The sequence below is a fragment of the Sphingomonas jaspsi DSM 18422 genome (assembly GCF_000585415.1).
Lineage (GTDB): Bacteria > Pseudomonadota > Alphaproteobacteria > Sphingomonadales > Sphingomonadaceae > Sphingomicrobium > Sphingomicrobium jaspsi.
Window position 1 is genome coordinate 640,367 of sequence record NZ_KK073876.1, and the last position, 12,671, is coordinate 653,037.

The following is a 12,671-nucleotide window of genomic DNA, read 5'->3' on the forward strand; positions in this document are numbered from 1 at the left end:
TTCAGATCCTCTTCTTGTAGATGTTGGCGCGACGGCGCAGTTCGAACAAATAACCGATGATCATGCCCAGTGCGAAGCTGACCAGTCCCAGCAACTGGGCTTCGACCGCCAGCGGCAACAGGAACACATTCGGCTGGAAACCGCCCTTCGGGTCGACCCAGGACGCGTCGAGAATGCCGTAAATGTCGTTCAGGATGCGGGCCAGTTCGGCACGCTGGAAACCGTCCGGATTGCCTTCGATCAGGACGCGGCGCGTCAGGGGCGCGCGCTGCATTTTGGCGCTGAAGACCGGACGGCCGTTGATTTCCGGCACATCGTTGTAGCGGATCGTGCGCTCGGCACGCTGGTCGACGGTTTTGGCGAAGCGCTCGCCCGCGCCCAGCGGACCATGCCACAGGGCGGAAAAGGCCAGCGTCGCGGCAATGCCGATCAGGAAAATACGTCGGGGGGTCATGCGCTTCGCTCCAGTTCGCGCCAGCCGATGTCGCGGCGGCAGAAGCCGTCTTCAAAGTCGATCACGTCCACGGCCTGGTAAGCCCGATCGCGCGCCTCGCGAAGGGTCGAACCTCTGGCGGTGACGGCCAGCACGCGGCCGCCGGTCGAAATGATCCCCTGGTCGTCGGATGATGTGCCCGCATGGAAGACGGTGATGCCGTCGATCGCTTCGGCGCGGCCCAGTCCTGTAATCCGTCCGCCCTTCACCGGGGTGCCGGGATAGCCCAGCGCCGCGATGATGACGGTCATGCTGGTGTCGCGGCTGAGTGACGGGGCGTCGAACGGCGCGCCGGTGGCCACGGCATGGAGCAGCGCGGCGAAATCGCCCTCGATCCGCGGCATGATCGCTTCGCACTCTGGATCGCCGAACCGGACATTATATTCGATCAGCTTGGGGCCGGCGGCGGTCAGCATCAGTCCGGCAAAAAGGACGCCGGAAAAGGGTGTGCCCGCATCGGCCATCGCTCGGGCCGTCGGCTCGACGATCTCGCGCATCGCCCGCGCTTCGAGCTCGGGGGTCAGGACCGGGGCGGGCGAATAGGCACCCATGCCGCCGGTGTTCGGGCCGGTGTCGCCTTCGCCGACCCGCTTATGGTCCTGCGCGGAGGCGATCGCGACGGCGCGCGGCCCGTCGACCAGCGCAAACAGACTGGCCTCTTCGCCTTCAAGGAATTCTTCGATCACCAAAGGCCCGTCGCCGGCCGCGCGGATCGCGGCCTCGGCTTCTTCGCGGCTCATGGCGACGGTGACGCCCTTGCCCGCCGCAAGGCCGTCGGCCTTGATCACCACCGGGATCGAAAAGCGGTCGAGTGCGGCCAGCGCGTCGGCTTCGGTTTCTATCCGGACATAGGCCGCGGTGGGGATGTCATGCCGAGCGCAAAGGTCTTTGGTAAACCCCTTCGAACCTTCCAGCTGGGCCCCTGCGGCCGACGGGCCGAAGCAGGCGATGCCGGCGGCGCGGCATGCGTCGGCAACCCCGGCGACCAGCGGCGCTTCAGGGCCGACCACGACAAGGTCGACGCCTTCACGCTGCGCCAGCGCGACAACCGCAGTGGGATCGCACGGGTCGATCTCGACGCATTCGGCCCAGCGGGCGATGCCGGGATTGCCGGGACCCGCGATCAGCCGCGTGCAGCTTGGCGATTGCTTCAGCCGCCACGCCAGCGCATCTTCGCGCCCACCCGAACCCAGCAACAGGATATTCATGCCTCTCCCCGACGATCTTGAACCACAGGGCCTCCTAGCCGAGGCGAAGGGCGGCGACAATTCGCCTCCGCTGTCGGTCAGCGAACTGTCGGGCGCGCTCAAGCGCACGGTGGAAAGCGCCTTCGGCTTCGTCCGCGTCCGCGGCGAGATCAGCGGATGGAAGCGCCACAGCTCGGGCCATTGCTACTTCACCTTGAAGGACGAGAGCGCCGCCATCGACGCGGTCATCTGGAAGGGGCAGGCAGCCAGCCTCGCGTTCCGGCCAGAAGACGGCGCGGAGGTCGTCGCGACCGGCAAGCTGACCACCTACCCGGGGCGATCGAAATATCAGATCGTCGTCAACCGCATGGAGCTGGCAGGCGAGGGGGCGCTGATGGCGCTGCTCGACAAGCGGCGTCGCGCGCTCGCCGCCGAAGGCCTGTTCGACGACGGCCGCAAGCGCCCCCTGCCTTTCCTGCCGCGCGTGATCGGGGTGGTGACATCGCCGACCGGCGCGGTCATCCGCGACATCCTGCATCGGCTGGAAGATCGCTGCCCGACCCACGTCATCGTCTGGCCGGTGCCGGTGCAGGGTGACGGCGCTGCCGCCAAGGTGGCGGCAGCGATCCGCGGCTTCGGTTCGCTGAAGCTCGGCGGACCCATACCCCGACCCGACCTGCTGATCGTAGCGCGCGGCGGGGGTTCGATCGAGGATCTGTGGGCGTTCAACGAGGAAGAGGTGGTGCGCGCCGCGGCAGAATCGCCGATCCCGCTGATCAGCGCGGTCGGCCACGAAACCGACACCACGCTGATCGATTTCGCCTCTGACCGACGTGCGCCGACTCCCACCGCCGCAGCCGAGATGGCGGTGCCGGTGCGGGCCGAACTGGCGGCGTGGCTGGGCGAGCTTGGCCATCGCTCGGCCTCGTCGCTCAATCGCCTCTCCTCGCGCCTTGCCGAGCGCTACGACCTGAGCGCCGCGCGCTGGCCCGACGCCGCCAACCTGTTCGCGCCGCTCGCGCAGCGGGTGGACGACGCCGCCGACCGTTTGCCACGCGCGCTGGTCCAGCGGACGGCCCATGCCCGCGCCGATTTTGCCGGGGTTGCACCGCGGCTCCAGCGCCGGCTGATCGACGACAAGATCGACCGGCTCGGCGACCGGCTGGCATCGCTGGCGCGACTGGCGGCGCTCGCCCATCACGACCGCCCGCTGCAACGCGGCTTCGTTCGCGTCACCGATCGGCAGGGCAGGACGCTGGTCCATGCCGCGGACGCCCGCGCCGCCGGCCTTGTCGACCTGCACTTCGGTGACGGAACGGTGCCCGCGACGATCGGCGATGGGGCGCCGCCGCCGTCACGGGTTGAGCCGAAGCGCGCCAAGCCCTATCTCGGCAAGCAACCTGGACTGTTCGATACGGAAGACTGAACGATGCTGATGGGCGGACGTACCCGCGAGGCCAAGATCCATTACATGGACGGCACCTTCCGCCTGCTGGCGACGGGCGACCATGTTCGATGCGCGGTCACCGGCACGATCATCCCGCTCGAAGAATTGCGTTACTGGTCGGTCGCGCGGCAGGAAGCCTATGTCGACGCCGCCGCCAGCCTCGAAGGCGAGCGGCGCGCCGGCGCGATCTGACCGGCGCCGGCCCTATTCGGTCCGCCTGACCTTTACGCCCGGCTGCTTGTTGACGCTGAGGATATAACTGCTCAGCGCGCCCTTCTTGATCAATACCTTGTCGCCGATGCGCGGGTCGATGACGATGACCTTGGCGTCGGTCTGCACCCAGCGGCTGCCATCCTGAAGCCGGAAGATGAATCCGTCGACGGTCCGGCCAAGTCCCGCGATCACGCCGTCGACCTGCTTGATCTCCACCGTATCGTCGTCATCGCCGAAGATGCCGAGGTTGGGAATGCCGAAGCCGAACAGGCCCTTTTTGGTCTTGCGCACCCCTTCCTTGTCGAACACGACCAATTCCTTGTTCGACACGGCGGAATCGATGGCAGCTGCCGCCTTGTCGAAGCAAGCCAGGCGTTCCGCTTCGCCGGCGATGGCGCGGCAGGCGAGGAGGCCCGTGATCTGCGCGGGCGGCGGGCCGCTCTTCACGCTGCGGGCGAAGGACGGGCTGGAGGCGAGGCACACCATGCCCAGCGCGATCAATGCTGCCCGACCATATCCCATCGCCATACCTCCCGAAAATTTGGCTTGTCTTAAGCTGCAGGGTGCGACGGCGGCAAGAAGCGAGTGTTGCAAAAACACTACAACCCCTCTTGGAAGTGCCTCACAACGCCCTCGTCGCGTTGCGTTGGTTTGCAGCTTTCCCGTATCAAGGCCGACAGTTCGGCAGTGTCTCACTGCTGTACACGGCTGGCTGCAAGTATGCGGCCCATAAGGGGAAGAACCTATATGAAGCTCGATTTTCGTCAGCGGCTGCTCGCCACGACCCTTCTGGTCGGCGCGAGCGTGATCGCATCTCCGGCGTTTGCGCAGGACGCAGCGCCGCAGCCTGACACGCCCACCGGTCCGGTCGAAGGCCAGCCGACGCCCACCGTCGCGGCGGACGGCGCGCCGGTCGAAACGACCAAGGACATCGTCGTCACCGGCACCCGCATTCCGTCGGCCAACCTTGAATCGGTTGCGCCGGTCACGGTCGTGTCGAACCAGGATCTGAAGCTGCAGGGCACCGCCCGAGTCGAAGATCTTCTCAACTCGCTGCCGTCGGTCGTCTCGGGTCAGAACTCGGGCATCTCGAACGGCTCGGACGGCACCGCCACGGTCGACCTTCGTGGTCTCGGCGCCAAGCGCACCCTCGTGCTGGTCAACGGCCGCCGCCTGACCCCGGGTTCGCCGGTCACTGCCGGCCCGGCCGACATCAACATCATCCCGTCGTCGATCGTGAAGCGGGTTGAAGTCCTCACCGGCGGCGCGTCGTCGACCTACGGCGCGGACGCCGTGTCGGGCGTCGTCAACTTCATCATGGACACCGACTTCGAAGGCATCCGCTTCGACGGTCAGTACAGCTTCTATCAGCACACCAACAAGAACCGTGAGTTGTACAACGGCCAGACGATGTACGACATCCTGAATGCTCGTATCAACGCCGGCCTCGACGGCTATGGCTATCCGAAGGGCAATGTTGCCGACGGCGGTTCGTTCGACGGCACCGTGACCATCGGCACCGGCTTCGATGACGGCCGCGGCCATGCGACCGCTTATTTCGGCTACCGCAAGGTCAACCCGGTCCTCCAGTCGCGTCGCGACTATTCGGCTTGTACGATCCAGAACACCGGTGCTGCGCTCAGCAACCCGCGTCGTCTGAACCCGCAGGCTGGTGTCCAGTGCGGCGGCTCGCTGACCAACGCCGGTGGTACCGCGCTGTTCTACGTCACCGGCACCTCGACGGTCTATGACCTCGGCACCGACACGGCTTTTGCCACCGGTCCGCGCTACAACTTCGCCCCGCTGAACTACTTCCAGCGTCCGGACGAACGTTACACCGCCGGCGTGTTCGCGAACTATGAAATCTCGCCGGCGATCAAGCCGTACCTTGAATTCATGTTCATGGACGACCGCAGCGTTGCGCAGATCGCCCCGTCGGGCGACTTCGGCAACACGCTGACCATCAACTGCGACAACCCGCTGCTGACCAGCAACCAGTTCGACACGCTGTGCACGGGCGCGAACCTGATCAACGGGTTCATCGGTAACTTCCCGGTTGCGACCGGTGCGCCGTTCAACCCGGACAACGCCGCGGCGCCGATCGATTTCATCGACCCGACGACTGGAAATACCTACAACAAGGGTTTCTTCCAGCTGCTGCGTCGTAACATCGAAGGCGGCCCGCGTCAGGCGGATCTCCAGTACACCACCTACCGTGGCGTGCTGGGCACCAAGGGCGATCTCGGCAAGGCCTGGTCGTACGATGCCTACTATCAGTATGGCCGCGTCAACTATAACCAGACCTACCGCAACGAATTCTCCGTTGCCCGTCTGAACCGCGCCCTTGACGTTGTCACCGACACCCGCGCCGGCAGCCCGACCCTCGGTCAGGCCGTCTGTCGTTCGGTGCTGGATGGCAGCGATCCGAACTGCGTGCCCTACAACATCTTCACCCCGGGCGGCGTCAGCCAGGCGGCGGTCGACTATCTGTCGGCGACCGGTCTGCAGCGCGGCCGTACCTCGGAACAGGTGGCTCACGTCGACTTCACCGGCCTGCTCGGTGAATATGGCCTGAAGTCGCCTTGGGCCGAAGACGGCGTGGCGATCAACCTCGGTGCCGAATACCGCAAGGAAAAGCTGGCCCTGGACGTCGACAATGCGTTCGCGACCGGCGACCTGACCGGCCAGGGCGCTCCGACCCTGCCGATCAGCGGCAACTTCACGGTCAAGGAATTCTTCGGCGAAATCCAGATTCCGATCGTGCAGAAGAGCTTCATCTACGACTTGAGCTTCACTGGCGGCTACCGCCGGTCGGACTACAAGACGTCGGGTGGCAGCTCGTACACCACCGACACCTACAAGCTTGGTCTCGAATTCGCTCCGATCCAGGACGTCCGCTTCCGCGCTGCCTACAACCGGGCAGCTCGTGCGCCGAACATCCAGGAACTGTTCGCGACCCAGTTCGTCGGACTCGACGGCGGCACCGATCCGTGCGCCGGCATCACCGTGTCGGCCACCGACTACGGCTGTCTGGCCCAAGGTCTGGTCGTCGGTCAGTCGGTCACCCCGAACCCGGCCGCCCAGTACAACGGTCTGCTCGGTGGTAACCCGAACCTGACGCCGGAAACCGCGACCACGAAGACGCTCGGCGTCATTCTGCAGCCGCGCTTCATTCCGCGCTTCGCGCTGACCATCGACTGGTTCGACATCAAGCTTCGGGACGCGATTCAGGGCTACGGCGCTGACGCGATCCTCAATGACTGCGTGTCGAACGCGACGGCAACCTTCACGCCCGATTCGTGCAACCTGATCAACCGCGATCCGGCCGGTTCGCTGTGGCTGACCTCGGGTGGTTATGTGATCGACACCCCGACCAACGTCGGTGGCGTGCAGACCCGCGGCATCGAGTTCAATGCGAGCTACTCGCATCGTCTCGGCGGCCTCGGCAACCTGTCGGCCAGCATGATCGGCACGTGGACGAAGAAGTATGAAGTCGATAACGGTCTGACCCCGGTCTATGACTGCGTCGGCTACTTCGGCACGACCTGCAGCAATCCGATCCCGGAATGGAAGCACAAGGCTCGCCTGAGCCTGAATACTCCGTCGGGTATCGGCCTGTCGCTGCAGTGGCGCTTCATCGGCAAGTCGCAGATCGACTTCGCCAACCCGAGCGCCAGCCTCAACTCGTCCTACTACGAAGCGCTGTCGAAGATTAAGGCGTACAACTACTTCGACCTCGCGACGTCGTTCACCTTCGGCGATCACTACAATTTCCGCCTCGGTGTGAACAACCTGTTCGACAAGGCCCCGCCGCTGGTCAGCTCGGGCTCGGGTGCCTTCGGCGCCAGCGCCTGCCCGACCGGTCCGTGTAACGGTAACACCTGGCCGGGCACCTACGACGCCCTTGGTCGTTACATGTACGCCGGCGTGACGCTGGACTTCTAATCCGACCCGAAAGGGTTTGATGAAAAGGGGCGGTGGATCTTCGGATCCGCCGCCTTCTTTTTTGCTCGCATCCCGGCTCCCGTCCGTCCTATCTGGACGCCATGACCACCAACCAGATCGACGAGCCGACGCGCGCAGCCATCGGGACCATGATCGGCCTTGCGCGGGCGGGCCGGTTGGCCGAGGCCCGGAGCAGCGGCAAGAATGCCCTGGCCAGCGTCGGCGACCCCGGCCCCGTCCACGCCATCCTAGGTCGGATGGCGTGCGAAAGCGGGGATTTCGACGACGGTGTCCATCACCTCAGGATCGCGATCGACGCACTTCCGCGCGAACCGGCCGTCCGGCTCGATCTGGCCGCGGCGCTGACGCAACTGCAGCGGTTTGCCGACGTGCTGGACGTGTTGCCGATCGACCTGTGCCGCGCCGACCCCACCTTGCAGATGGCGCGCTTCCGCGGCTTCGCTGCCCAGTCGCTCGAAGATTTTGAACAGGCGGTCGAGGCCTATCGCATCGTGGTCGATGCGGCACCCGACGATGCGGGCACCTGGAACAACCTTGGCAATGCCGAAGAGGCACTGGGTCGCTTCGACGATGCGATCGTAAGCCTGCAGCACGCCTATCGCCTCGATCCGGCCTCCGCGCCGACAAGGCTCAACCTGGCTCAGTCGCTGGGCAACGCCGGCCGCAACCATGAGGCGCTGGAGCTTCTGCGCAACGCGGCGCAAGATACGCCCAACGATTTCCAGACGCAGTTCGAGCTTGGCCGGATCGCGACCCGCCTTGGCGACAATAAGACAGCCTTGGCGGCCTATGAGGCGGCCCATCGCCTGGACCCGGCCCATGCCGACACGCTGGCGAGGCTGGCCGCGCAGAAGGCGGTCGCCTGGGACGTCGATGGCGCCGTTGCCACCTACCGCCGGGCATTGGAGCTGGCACCGGCCATGCCGGAAGCGCACATCGGCCTTGCGATCATGAGCGAGCAGCAGAACGACACTGCGGGCCTCGAACAGGTCGCAGCCGACGCGCGCGCGGCGTGGGTGGCACCGGAATCCCAGTCCTTTATCGATGCGCTCGTCCATCGCCGTCACAAGCGCTGGGAAGAGGCGCTGGCCGCGGCGCAGGCGTCGGGCACGGAATATGAGCCGATCCGTCGCATGCAGATCATCGGCGAAGCGAACGATCGCCTGGGCCGGGCGGAAGAGGCCTTTGCTGCCTATTCCGAGATGAACCGGCTTGCGTCCGAAGCGCCGCACGGCCCGTTGCAACTCGCCGACCTGTACCGCGATCAGGTCGACAAAACCTTGGCAATCATGACCCAGGACTGGTTCGCGGGCTGGTCTCCTCCAGCCGCGAAAACGCCGGACGAACATTCCTCGCCAGTGTTCCTGTGCGGGTTCCCGCGTTCCGGAACGACGCTGCTCGATACGCTGCTCATGGGGCATCCCGACGTTCGGGTGCTGGAGGAAAAGCAGGCATTCCCGGATGTCGAACGTGCGATCGGCGACGTCGCCAATCTGGCGACCATGAGCGAGGAGCAAATCCTGTCATCTCGCCGCGATTATTGGACCGCGGTGAACCATCTTACGGACCTGCCGGACGACGCGATGTTGATCGACAAGTCGCCGCTCTATTTGAACAAGGTCCCCGCTATCCACCGGCTGTTCACCGACGCCCGCTTCATCCTGGCGTTGCGGCACCCGATGGACGTGGTGTTGAGCTGTTTCATCACCAATTTTCGCCCCAATGCCGCGATGGCCAATTTCCTGACCCTGGAACGGACGGCGCAGATCTACGACGCCAGCTTCCGGGCATTCGAGGAGGCTGACCGCTTGCTCGACCTGCAGGTCTTTCCGGTGGTCTACGAGCGAATGGTTGAGGACAAGGATGCAGAGCTGCGTCCGCTGTTCGACTGGCTTGGCCTCGATTGGAACGAGGTCGAGGGCGACCATCTGGCCACCGCGTCGAAGCGCGGGGTCATCACCACCGCGAGCTACGCGCAGGTCAACGAGCCGATCTATCGCCGTTCGGCCGGACGCTGGACCAAATACCGCCGCCAGCTCGAACCCGTCATTCCGATCCTCGCCCCGTGGGTCGAGCGTTTGGGCTACTCGCTCGACGACCCGACCAAGGTCCCGGAACGAGGGGTCATCGCATGACCGTGGCCGAAGCCGATGCGGCAGCGGCGCGGGGCGATATCACCGCTGCCGCGGCATTGCTCGAGCAGGCCGTAGCCGCGGAGCCCGACAATCCCGAATTGTGGATGAAGCTGGCCGCGTTGCAGCGACATCTGCAGCAGCCCGCCCGTGCGCTTCAGTCGGTCAACCGCGTGCTGGCGCTTACCGAGCTCGATTTCATGGCCCTGTCGTTCAAGGCGATGCTGATGGAGCAGCTGGCGCCCGATGCGGCGGGTGAGGCATGGGCCAATGCCCTGACCCAGCTGCCGCCGGGCCAGCTGCCGCCGCATGTGCAAAGCGTCGTGCAGCGGGGCATTGCATTGCGGGACCAGTGGACCGACCGCCGCGACGCGAAACTGGCGGACGCCGCCCGCGCGGCAGAGGCGAGGGCCGACCCGGAGGAGGCGACCCGCATCGCGCGGTTCCGCACCAATATCTCGCGCAAGACGGCTGTCTATCATAGCGAACCCACCGACTTCCATTTCCCGGGGCTGAGGGAACGCGAATTTCACGCACGCGCCGACCATCCATGGCTCGAAACGCTTGAACGGCATGCCGATGTCATCGCGGCGGAACTGCAGGCGGTCATGGCGGCGGAGCGGACCGAACTGGTGCCGTATATCCAGTACGAAGACCATGCCCCGATGGCGCAATGGCGCGAGCTCAACCGCAACCGTGACTGGACTGCGATCCACCTGCTGCAAAACGGCCGCCGCATCGATGCCAACGCCCGGCATTGTCCCGAAACAATGGCCTTGCTAGCGACCTTGCCGCAGCCGGACGTGGCCGGCGCCGGACCCAATGCGATGTTTTCGCTGCTGGCCCCGCACACGACCATCCCGGCGCATGTCGGGGTGGCCAACACGCGGCTGGTCTGCCACCTGCCGCTGATCGTTCCGGAAGGTTGCTGGTTCCGGGTCGGCGCAGAAACCCGGTTCTGGAAGCAGGGTCAGGCGTTCGTGTTCGACGACACCATCGAGCATGAAGCTGCGAACCCCAGCGACCAGCTTCGCGTGGTGTTCATTTTCGACATCTGGCACCCCGACCTGACCGAGGTCGAGCGCGACGCGGTGCGGAGCATCATCGGCGCCGAAACGGGAGTGGGCGGGGCGTTGTGACCGCAAGGTATCCGTCGCCGGCGCAATTGGCGGAAGCCGCCCGCGCGGCGCTGGATAGCGGGCGTGAGGCGTCGGTGATCGACGATGTCGCCGTCACGGCGCGACAGTGGGGCAGCGACGCATCGTCGTGGCAGTGGGCCGGGCTCCTGTACCGGTCGCTACAGGATCACCGCAAGGCGCTGGCCGCCTTTGCACGGGCCTCCGATCTTGCTCCCGACAACGCACTGATCGCCATGAGCCTGGCGCAGGTCCAGCTCGAAGCGGGTCTCGATGCGGCGCCACAGTTCGAACGTGCCATCCGCCTGTCGCCCACCGGGGATGCGCTGCTTGGCCTGACCGCATCGCGGTACGCCAGGGGCGAAGGCCGCGCCGCCCTGTCCGACCTTGCAGCGATTCTCGACCGCAATCCGCTGTGGGTGCAGGGGCACCGGCAATGGGCACAGCTGGCGGCGATGACGGGCGAGGCGGCCCGCGCGACTGAAACGATCGACCGGGCGATCGCCGCGCACCGCGAAACGGCGGCGCTATGGGGCGCTAAGATCGACCTGCTGGAACAGGCCGAACGGCATGAGGAGCGCCGAATGGTCTGCGAGGAGGCGATCGCGGCCACCGGCAACCCGCCAGCTTTCGCACTGGCCCGCGCTGCCGCGCTTTCCGACAGCGGGGACGATGCCGGGGCGCAGCAGGCCTTCGCCCGTCTTGGGGTGCCGACGACGATCGATCATGCCATCCGCCTCGCCCGCCACCTCATCCGCCTTGGCGAACGGGCGTCGCTGGCGCGTCTGGCGGATGAATGGATGGCGGGCAGCGACGCCCATCTTTTTTGGCCCTATGCGTCGATCGCCTGGCGATGGACGGCACCCGACCGATGGCAGTGGCTGGAAGGGGACGAGCGGCTGATCCGCGTGGTTGACCTTGCCGGGGCCGGCGTAGATCTCAACCAGTTGGCCATGCGCTTGCGGGCGCTGCACGGCGCGTCGGGCCGGTTTCTCGACCAATCGGTGAGGGGCGGGACGCAGACAGACGGTCCGCTGCTGTCGCGGCTCGATGCGGAAGTGGTGCAGCTCCGCGCCGCCCTCGTATCGGCGATTGACGATTATGTCCGCGGTCTGCCTCCGGTCGACCCCGGACACCCGATGCTCTCTCGTCCGCGATCCGGTCCGGTCCGCTTTGCGGGCAGCTGGTCGGTGCGCCTCGGGGCGGCCGGCTACCACGCCGCGCACGTCCATCCGCAGGGGTGGATCAGTTCGGCCTTTTACTGCGTCGTGCCGCCAACGGCGGGCGATGCGGGCCGCCTGGTGCTGGGATCGCCGCCGCCCGACCTTCGCACCGATCTGCCGCCGATCCGGGAGGTCGAGCCGATCGCGGGTCGGCTGGTGCTGTTCCCGTCGATGATTTGGCACGGCACCCTTCCCTTTGGCGAAGGCGAACGAATGACCGTGGCGTTCGACGTCGCGCCTTGCCGCGACGCCTGAGGTCGTTGGTCGAAGGCGGATTGACATGGCCGTCCCGCCACGAAACGCTGCGCGCATCACATTGCACGAGGTGGAAATGCGTAAGGCACTGATTCTCTTGTCCTCTATTGCCGTCCTCGCGTCCGGCGCGGCATTGGCCGCGGAACCGAAGAAGAAGGACGATCCGAGCCGCATGATCTGCGAGAAGCAGGAAGTCCTTGGCTCCCGGCTTGCGTCGAAGCGCGTCTGCAAGACCGCGGGAGAATGGGAGGCCGAGCGTCGCCAGGATCGCCAGGCGATCGACAAGACGCAGACGCAGAACAATGTCCGCCAGTAAGATCGTCAACGGTCGCGCTGTTTCGCGCGTCGTCGGCGCAGCGATCATCGCGGGGCTGGTATCGGTCAGTGGGTTGGCATCAGCCGCCGATCCGAAGAAGCCTGCGTCGTCCAAGGCCAGGGATCCGAACGAAAAGGTTTGCGAGACGCAGCAGGTGCTTGGATCGCGTCTCGCTGTGCGCAGGGTGTGCGCGACCCGCGCCGAATGGGCTGATCGCCGCGCGCAGGAGCGGGAGATGGTCGGTCGCAGCCAAGTCCAGCAATGCGTGATCGATCCCGCGACCGGAGTTTGCTCCTGACGGTC

At 65.8% G+C, this 12,671-nt stretch carries 11 protein-coding genes; 8 read left to right on the forward strand and 3 right to left on the reverse strand.

Annotated elements, in window-relative coordinates:
• Position 1: 1 nt before the first annotated feature.
• On the reverse strand, positions 2–454 hold the full coding sequence (locus G570_RS13055) for a hypothetical protein (RefSeq protein WP_051503991.1): 453 nt from the start codon (positions 452–454) through the stop codon (positions 2–4).
• Positions 451–1,701, reverse strand: coding sequence for a phosphoribosylamine--glycine ligase (purD, locus tag G570_RS03260; RefSeq protein ID WP_037499094.1), 1,251 nt, complete (start codon positions 1,699–1,701; stop codon positions 451–453). Before purD ends, G570_RS13055 begins: the two co-directional genes overlap by 4 nt.
• Between purD and xseA the strand changes: the two genes are divergently transcribed.
• Both xseA and G570_RS03270 read left to right on the forward strand, forming a co-directional pair.
• The gene (gene xseA, locus G570_RS03265; protein ID WP_037499097.1) at positions 1,700–3,106 is read left to right on the forward strand and encodes an exodeoxyribonuclease VII large subunit; all 1,407 of its coding nucleotides are present in this window, start codon (positions 1,700–1,702) and stop codon (positions 3,104–3,106) included. The genes purD and xseA overlap by 2 nt on opposite strands.
• A 3-nt stretch (positions 3,107–3,109) precedes the next feature.
• Complete coding sequence (locus tag G570_RS03270; protein WP_037499099.1) at positions 3,110–3,319, forward strand: DUF2093 domain-containing protein; 210 nt, start codon at positions 3,110–3,112, stop codon at positions 3,317–3,319.
• A gap of 12 nt (positions 3,320–3,331) precedes the next feature.
• Here G570_RS03270 and G570_RS03275 read toward each other — a convergent pair whose 3' ends face one another.
• Positions 3,332–3,868 (reverse strand): hypothetical protein, encoded by a 537-nt coding sequence (locus G570_RS03275; RefSeq protein WP_051503992.1) that lies wholly within the window; start codon positions 3,866–3,868, stop codon positions 3,332–3,334.
• Between the two features lie 219 nt (positions 3,869–4,087).
• On the opposite strand from G570_RS03275, the gene G570_RS03280 reads away from it, so the two are divergent.
• The 6 genes from G570_RS03280 (at position 4,088) to G570_RS03305 (ending at position 12,666) form a co-directional block, all read left to right on the forward strand.
• The gene (locus G570_RS03280) at positions 4,088–7,285 is read left to right on the forward strand and encodes a TonB-dependent receptor domain-containing protein (RefSeq protein WP_037499102.1); all 3,198 of its coding nucleotides are present in this window, start codon (positions 4,088–4,090) and stop codon (positions 7,283–7,285) included.
• 101 nt (positions 7,286–7,386) lie between these two features.
• The gene (locus G570_RS03285; protein WP_037499104.1) at positions 7,387–9,441 is read left to right on the forward strand and encodes a tetratricopeptide repeat-containing sulfotransferase family protein; all 2,055 of its coding nucleotides are present in this window, start codon (positions 7,387–7,389) and stop codon (positions 9,439–9,441) included.
• On the forward strand, positions 9,438–10,577 hold the full coding sequence (locus G570_RS03290; RefSeq protein ID WP_037499107.1) for an aspartyl/asparaginyl beta-hydroxylase domain-containing protein: 1,140 nt from the start codon (positions 9,438–9,440) through the stop codon (positions 10,575–10,577). Before G570_RS03285 ends, G570_RS03290 begins: the two co-directional genes overlap by 4 nt.
• Positions 10,574–12,052 (forward strand): 2OG-Fe(II) oxygenase family protein, encoded by a 1,479-nt coding sequence (locus G570_RS03295; RefSeq protein ID WP_156930303.1) that lies wholly within the window; start codon positions 10,574–10,576, stop codon positions 12,050–12,052. The genes G570_RS03290 and G570_RS03295 overlap by 4 nt, the downstream gene beginning before the upstream one ends.
• A 25-nt stretch (positions 12,053–12,077) precedes the next feature.
• Positions 12,078–12,368: a hypothetical protein gene (locus G570_RS03300; protein ID WP_169731725.1), complete on the forward strand. Its 291-nt coding sequence runs from the start codon at positions 12,078–12,080 to the stop codon at positions 12,366–12,368.
• Positions 12,355–12,666 (forward strand): hypothetical protein, encoded by a 312-nt coding sequence (locus G570_RS03305; protein ID WP_037499112.1) that lies wholly within the window; start codon positions 12,355–12,357, stop codon positions 12,664–12,666. Before G570_RS03300 ends, G570_RS03305 begins: the two co-directional genes overlap by 14 nt.
• The last annotated feature ends 5 nt before the right edge of the window (positions 12,667–12,671 follow it).